The organism is uncultured Bacteroides sp., assembly GCF_910578895.1.
GTDB lineage: Bacteria > Bacteroidota > Bacteroidia > Bacteroidales > Bacteroidaceae > Bacteroides.
The window spans coordinates 20,432-28,179 of the sequence record NZ_CAJTSC010000012.1 but is presented as its reverse complement, the minus strand read 5'-3'; the positions used below and the strand labels follow the sequence as shown (position 1 = coordinate 28,179).

Below are 7,748 nucleotides of genomic sequence, written 5' to 3'. Positions count from 1 at the left end.
AAAAGAACTATCAAAATAATGCCGAACAAAATTTAAACAAGCTCTTATATTCAGGGCAAAGGTCTGAATAATCATCGAACTGAGCAAATATTTGTTATCTTTGCAGAAGTTTAATTGACATATATCCAATGAACAATCCGCATATTCTGGGGACCGAACGAATCGGCAAACTGCTTGTGCAGTACTCCATCCCTGCCATTATCGGTATGACGATTACTTCGCTATACAACATCATCGACAGTATATTCATCGGTCATGGCGTAGGTGCCATGGGCATCGCCGGACTTGCCATTACTTTCCCGTTGATGAACCTGGTGGTCGCTTTCTGCACACTGGTTTCGGCGGGCGGTGCCACTATCTCGTCCATACGGCTGGGACAGAAAGACATGGACGGCGCCACGAAAGTGTTGGGCAACACCTTGATGCTATGCCTTGTCAACTCAATCTTATTTGGCGGTATCTCTTTTATCTTTTTGGATGAAATACTGTGTTTCTTCGGAGCGAGCAACGATACCCTGCCATACGCACGAGACTTTATGCAAGTAATCCTGCCGGGTACCCCCATCGCCTATACCATGATTGGGCTGAACAACGTGATGCGCGCTACCGGATATCCGAAAAAAGCCATGCTGACGTCAATGGTTACAGTGGTATGCAACGTCATACTGGCTCCCGTATTCATCTTCCGCTTCGGCTGGGGCATTCGCGGTGCGGCAATGGCAACGGTTATCTCACAGTTCATCGGCATGATATGGGTAGTGAGCCATTTTCTGCAGAAGACGAGTATCGTGCGGCTGCAACCGGACTTCTGGAAAATGAAAAAACGTATCATCGGCAGCATATTCTCCATAGGGATGTCACCGTTCCTGATGAACGTTACGGCGTGCGTCATCGTCATCATTGTCAACAATAGCCTGCAACGCTACGGCGGCGACATGGCTATCGGGGCATACGGCATCATGAACCGGTTGCTGGTGCTATACGTAATGATTGTATTGGGATTGACAATGGGCATGCAACCCATCGTGGGCTATAACTTCGGAGCACAGAAATACGAACGCGTAAAAGCGACACTACGCCTGAGTATTATTACAGGCGTGTGTATCACCAGTACCGGCTTTGTCGTCTGCGAACTGTTTCCGCATGCCGTTTCCGCTCTCTTTACGAATGACGGGCAGTTAATCGGCATGGCGTCAAGAGGAGTACGCATCGGCATAGCCATGTTTCCGCTGGTAGGCGCACAAATCGTCATCGGCAACTTCTTTCAAAGCATCGGCAAGGCGAAAATCAGCATATTCCTCTCCCTCACCCGGCAGTTGTTATACCTGCTGCCCGGGCTGGTTATCCTGCCCCGCTACATGGGGTTGGACGGTATCTGGACGAGCATGCCCGTATCAGACTTCTTCGCATTCGTCACGGCAGCCGTTGCGCTGTGCATATATGTCAGGAAACCAAGGTAAGATTAAGACCGACCGCATCCCGTCCCGGTCACGACTTCTTCATTTAGCAAAATGATAACTCCTGCGAATGAAAAGCCGCGCACGCCGTAACGGCCCGATTATCACTTACAGAACAAAAAAACGGAAAACGGGACAAATCTTCTTTTGAATGAAAACTCTATCTTTGCCCCCGGTTTTCAAGAACTCACATAACCCTTATAAACGCAATGAAACAATATACTCCCCTACTCCTATCGTTGCTTTGCCTGCTTATGCACAGTTGTGAAATGATAGACTACCACCCTTATGACGTACGCATCAGTGGCGAAACCAACGTCAATGCACACAACATCGCAAAAATAGAACACAATTGCCAGGACAAAACGACAATTAAATTCGTGACCATGGGCGACTCGCAACGCTGGCATGACGAGACGCTGGATTTCGTAAAAGAGATAAACAAACGTAACGACATCGACTTCGTCATCCACGGCGGCGACATGAGCGATTTCGGTGTTACAGACGAATTTCTGTGGCAACGTGACATCATGAACAAGCTCCGCGTGCCCTACGTGGTCCTGATTGGCAACCACGACTGCCTCGGCACAGGAGAAGAGACATACCGTGCCGTATTCGGCAATCCCAACTTCTCGTTCATTGCCGGGCGGATAAAGTTCGTATGCCTCAATACCAATGCGATGGAGTTCGACTACTCCCGCCCCATTCCCGACTTCATGTTCCTTGAGAAGGAACTGACCGACCGCCGGAATGAGTTTGACAAAACCGTAGTGTCCATGCACGTCCGGCCATACGCCGACCAATTCAATAATAATGTGGCACGCGTCTTTCACCGCTACGTGACCGAATTTCCCGGGCTGCAATTCTGCACTGCCGCCCACGAGCACCACGTGTTCGAGGAAAACCTTTTCGAGGATGGTATCATGTACTACATGAGCGACTGCATGAAAAAGCGCAGCTATTATACATTCACCATAACACCCGACGGATATGAACGTGAAGTGGTCTTTTTTTAGTCAACCGATATTCGCCGTTGTCTGCCTGCTGGCATTATGGAGCGGTCCGCTTGCCGCACAAGAAAGGGATACGGTAATTGTAACAAAGCGCGACACAATCTATTTACAGCAAACCTCCGACAGCGTTGTCACCGGTACTGTGCGCCCAAGCCGCTACGACCGGCGTGTACACCGCTATCGCAAGCAGTGGGATGCCCTGATTCCGACACACACCAAATTACAGTTTGCCGGCAACATGGGACTGCTCTCCTTCGGCACAGGCTGGGATTACGGAAAGCGTAACCAATGGGAGACGGATGTCTTTCTGGGCATCCTTCCTAAATATCAGTCCGACTGCGCCAAACTGACATTCACCTTGAAACAGAATTACATCCCCTGGAGCCTGCAAATCAAGGAAAGCCGCTTCTCGGCAGAACCCCTTGCCTGTGGTATGTACTTCAATACCGTATTCGGCGATGATTTCTGGGTGAATGAACCGGATCGTTATCCGAAAGGCTACTACGGATTCTCGTCCAAAGTACGCATCCACGCTTTCCTCGGACAACGTATCACTTACGACATCGACCCCCACCGCCGATTTACGGCAAAAGCGCTCACGCTCTTCTACGAGCTGAGCACTTGCGACCTCTACATTGTGAGCGCTTTCACCAACAAATACCTGAAACCAAAGGATTATCTGAGCCTTTCTTTCGGATTGAAGTTACAATTGCTGTAGGCTCACCAACTATAGTCGGGCATCGTACATCCGTACGGTTCCTAACCCGAAGGGCGATGACTCCCTCCAACTCCTGTAAATGAAAAAAGCCGTGCATAGCAAGTAAGTTTTCAAGAATTGAACTAACCAAATCTTGTATTTGTTCCACATAATAAATACCTTTGTACACTAAGGTATACTTTGATTTATTGAAAGTGTACAAAGTATTCTATAACAAACGTCCTAACACAACAATTATGTTATTTACAGCAGAAAACATTCTACTCGTAGGTTCTATTTTACTTTTCGTAAGCATCATAGTAGGCAAGACAGGCTATCGTTTCGGAGTTCCTGCCTTATTGCTTTTCCTTGTAGTAGGCATGCTCTTCGGCAGCGACGGACTGGGATTGCAATTCCATAACGCAAAAGAAGCGCAGTTCATCGGTATGGTAGCCTTGAGCATCATTCTGTTTTCGGGTGGCATGGACACTAAGTTTACCGAGATTAAACCCATCCTTTCCCCCGGTATCGTATTGTCTACTTTGGGTGTCCTCCTGACGGCATTGTTCACCGGACTGTTTATATGGTGGCTTTCGGGCATGAGTTGGACCAACATCCATTTGCCGTTAATCACCTCTTTGCTGCTGGCGTCTACCATGTCGTCCACCGACTCGGCATCGGTGTTCGCTATCCTGCGCTCGCAGAAGATGAACCTGAAGCACAACCTCCGCCCCATGCTGGAACTGGAAAGCGGAAGTAACGACCCGATGGCCTATATGCTGACCATCGTGCTGATACAGTTCATCCAATCTTCGGGCATGGGTGTCTCGCAGATAGCTTTCTCCTTTATAATACAATTTATTGTGGGTGCCGCCGCAGGTTATCTGTTAGGCAAACTTGCCATTCTTATGCTGAACCGGCTGAATATAGACAACCAGTCGCTCTATCCCATCCTGTTGCTGTCGTTCGTGTTCTTCACATTCTCCATTACCGACTTAATGAAAGGCAACGGCTACCTGGCAGTCTACATTGCCGGTATGATGGTAGGCAACAATAAAATAATGTACCGCAAAGAAATTTACACCTTTATGGACGGGCTGACATGGCTTTTCCAGATAATCATGTTCCTGTGTCTCGGCCTGCTTGTCAACCCGCACGAAATGCTGGAAGTGGCTGCCGTGGCACTGCTTATCGGTGCATTCATGATTGTTGTAGGGCGTCCGCTCAGCGTGTATCTCTGCTTGCTCCCGTTCGGGAAACGCATTAACCTGAAGTCCAAATTGTTTGTCTCCTGGGTAGGGCTGCGCGGTGCCGTGCCCATCATCTTCGCCACTTATCCGGTGGTGGCGGGTGTGCCCGGTGCGGATGTCATCTTCAACATCGTATTCTTCATCACCATCCTGTCTCTCGTCATTCAAGGCACTACAGTCTCCAAAGCGGCACGTATGCTGGGACTTTCCACACCGATGGAAAAGACAGGAAATGACTTTGGAGTAGAGCTGCCCGAGGACATCGATTCCGACCTGCACGATGTGACCGTGACCCAAGAAATGCTCGATGCGAAAGGCGACACACTGAAAGATATGCGCCTGCCTCAAGGAACGCTCGTGATGATAGTGAAGCGCGACAACAAATACCTGATACCCAACGGTACGCTACGGCTTCAAGTGGGAGACAAACTGCTGCTTATCTCCGAAAAAGCCAAAAACGAATAAGAAGGAAACGTATAACGGTATCCGACCGGCACACGCGCCGGTCGCTTTTCTACGGTTTTCGGACAGCGTGCAACACTTGCCTTTCCAATAATTTCCCCCGTTTGGTATAGATTTCACTTTTCACAAGTCCTACCCCTTTGGCATACCAATATGTAGCGTACTCTTTTTCGGAAAACAGCATTACATTTCCCTCACTTTCCGTTTGGATTTTGACACATTCAAAATCCCCTGCCGGAGTATTCACCATTTCTTTACCCTTATAACATCCTTTGAGGTGAGCACGCATCTTCATGAAACTCATCTTATGAAGGTAATGGCACTCCGGCAACTTTTCGTCCATTGCGGCATTCTCTTTTATGGGAATCCTTATCCCGCCTTCCGCCCGAAAATGTTCACTATATTTCCGGTATTCCTCTTCCGCCTCGGCTTCATGTCCGGGAGCATAGCCGGAAGCCATATACCTGCGGACTTCCTCATTCTCCGTCTCCGCATCCAGTATGACAAATTCCGTAACATCCTTCTTCTTTCCATATATAAATATCTCACGGTTTGTTCCTTCTCTCACATCTGCCGGAGTATAGCTGTCGCCATATCCCAATTGTTCTACAACGATGCGTTCCGGCTCGTCAAGTACATTCTTCACTATAACAGAGTCGCGTAAAGTCTTATTTTTCTTAAAATTCTCGGTCACGTAATAAATAACCGTGCCTTGCTCCGTACAGCAGTATTGGGCATACACCGCACTGCTATATAAAAAGAACAGAAGAAAGATTGTGTTTCTCATGGTCATACAAATTATTATGGTTTGGACAAAGAAATCAAAATCTTTCATTCTATGCAATATTTATCTGTTAAAAGTCTATCTGCCACTGCCAAGCATAATAAAAATCTTCTATTGAACAGATTTATAATTCAAGGTAAGTAAATGTTGAAAGCAGGTTCTTTTTAATATTTTCTACAAAGGCGGACAATACAACTCTCACGAAAAAACTTTCAAACTGCTTGTTTCGCATCACTATAAGCCCTATATTTGCGCAGTTTTAACTAAAGTGTGCACATATACGAATGGAACAAGAACAACGGTTCATTGACTATATAGAACAAAGCATCATACAAAACTGGGATAGAAACGCCCTGACAGACTATCAAGGAATCACCCTGCAATATAAAGACGTTGCACGCAAGATTGCCAAATTTCATATCGTATTGGAAAGTGCCGGCATCCGTCCCGGTGACAAGATTGCCGTATGCGGACGCAACAGTGCCCATTGGGCAGTATGCTTTTTGGCAACAGTGACGTATGGTGCCGTAATTGTTCCCATTCTCCACGAATTTAAAGCAGATAACATACACAATATTGTGAACCACTCCGAAGCCAAGCTTCTCTTTGCGGGCGACCGTGTCTGGGAAAATCTGAACGAAGAGGCCATGCCGCTGCTTGCGGGCGTTGTCCTGCTGACAGACTTCACCCCGGTGGTCTGCCGTGACGAGCGGCTAATGGAAGCTTTTGAGCATCGTAACGCCACTTACGGCGCACGCTATCCCAAAAACTTCCGTCCCGAACATATCTGCTACCGCAAGGAACAGTCGCCCGAAGAGCTTGCCGTCATCAACTACACGTCCGGCACTACAGGTTACTCCAAAGGTGTTATGCTGCCCTACCGCAGTCTGTGGTCCAACATCGCCTACTGCCACGAAATGCTGCCCGTTCGTCCGGGCGACCATATTGTATCCATGCTTCCTTTAGGACACGTGTTTGGCATGGTCTACGATTTTCTCTACGGTTTCTCGGCAGGGGCACACCTCTACTTCCTCACGCGTATGCCGTCGCCCAAGATTATCGCGCAATCGTTCTCCGAAATCAAGCCGCGCATCATCTCCTCCGTGCCGCTTATCGTGGAGAAGATTATCAAAAAGAATATCCTTCCCCTCATAGATAACAGAATAGGCAAGTTGCTGTTGCGGATGCCCATTGTCAACGACAAGATTAAAGCCGACATACGCAAAAAAGCAATGGACGCTTTCGGCGGCAATTTTGATGAGATTATCATTGGCGGCGCCCCTTTCAATGCCGATGTGGAACGTTTTCTACAACAGATAGGCTTCCCCTATACCATCGCCTACGGTATGACGGAATGCGGTCCTATCATCTGCTCCAGCCGTTGGGAGACCCTGAAGTTCGCATCCTGCGGAAAGGCCGCTACCCGCATGGAAGTAAAGATAGACTCTCCCGACCCGCAGCATGTAGCGGGTGAAATCATTTGCCGGGGAAGCAACCTGATGTTGGGTTATTACAAGAAGGCCGGAGCCACCTCGCAAATCATAGATGTCAACGGCTGGATGCATACGGGAGACCTCGCTACAATAGATGCCGACGGTTACATCACCGTACGCGGCCGGAGCAAGAACATGCTCCTTACTTCCAGCGGGCAGAACATCTATCCTGAAGAGATAGAAAGTAAATTGAACAATATGCCTTACGTAGCCGAATCGTTGGTTGTATTGCAGCAGGACAAACTCGTGGCATTGATTTACCCTGACTTTGACGATGCCTTTGCACACGGGTTACAACAAGCCGATATAGAGAAAGCGATGGAAGACAACCGAAATGAACTGAATCTGCTCCTGCCGGCATACAGCCAAATCACTAAAGTGAAAATACATTTCGAAGAATTTGAAAAGACCGCCAAGAAGAGTATCAAACGCTTCATGTATCAGGAAGCCAAAGGATGATATTTCTTAAAAAAGATATAGAAGAGAGCATGTTTTTATAAGAAGTGTTATAAAACATGCTTTTTTTATTGAATTATTTGCAGATTTAGCAAATGTCCGTATCTTTGCAATGTGTTTTTCATAGTATTAGATT

Annotated in this window: 6 protein-coding genes; 5 read left to right on the top strand and 1 reads right to left on the bottom strand. The window is 47.6% G+C overall.

The genetic code is table 11. The annotated features are described in order from the left end of the window. The first annotated feature begins 128 nt into the window (after positions 1-128). From QZ327_RS04715 to QZ327_RS04700, 4 genes are all read left to right on the top strand, one after another. A complete protein-coding gene (locus QZ327_RS04715; protein ID WP_294617556.1) occupies positions 129-1,460 on the top strand; it encodes an MATE family efflux transporter in 1,332 nt (443 codons plus the stop codon). A gap of 206 nt (positions 1,461-1,666) precedes the next feature. Next, on the top strand, positions 1,667-2,473 hold the full coding sequence (locus QZ327_RS04710; protein WP_294617554.1) for a metallophosphoesterase: 807 nt from the start codon (positions 1,667-1,669) through the stop codon (positions 2,471-2,473). Continuing rightward, the gene (locus tag QZ327_RS04705; protein WP_294617552.1) at positions 2,448-3,188 is read left to right on the top strand and encodes a hypothetical protein; all 741 of its coding nucleotides are present in this window, start codon (positions 2,448-2,450) and stop codon (positions 3,186-3,188) included. Before QZ327_RS04710 ends, QZ327_RS04705 begins: the two co-directional genes overlap by 26 nt. 236 nt (positions 3,189-3,424) lie before the next feature. Next, positions 3,425-4,882: a potassium/proton antiporter gene (locus QZ327_RS04700; RefSeq protein ID WP_294617551.1), complete on the top strand. Its 1,458-nt coding sequence runs from the start codon at positions 3,425-3,427 to the stop codon at positions 4,880-4,882. A 49-nt stretch (positions 4,883-4,931) separates the two neighbouring features. On the opposite strand, the gene QZ327_RS04695 is transcribed toward QZ327_RS04700, so the two are convergent. Next, complete coding sequence (locus tag QZ327_RS04695) at positions 4,932-5,666, bottom strand: hypothetical protein (RefSeq protein WP_294617549.1); 735 nt, start codon at positions 5,664-5,666, stop codon at positions 4,932-4,934. Between the two features lie 281 nt (positions 5,667-5,947). On the opposite strand from QZ327_RS04695, the gene QZ327_RS04690 reads away from it, so the two are divergent. Then, complete coding sequence (locus tag QZ327_RS04690) at positions 5,948-7,615, top strand: long-chain fatty acid--CoA ligase (protein WP_294617547.1); 1,668 nt, start codon at positions 5,948-5,950, stop codon at positions 7,613-7,615. Positions 7,616-7,748 lie beyond the last annotated feature (133 nt).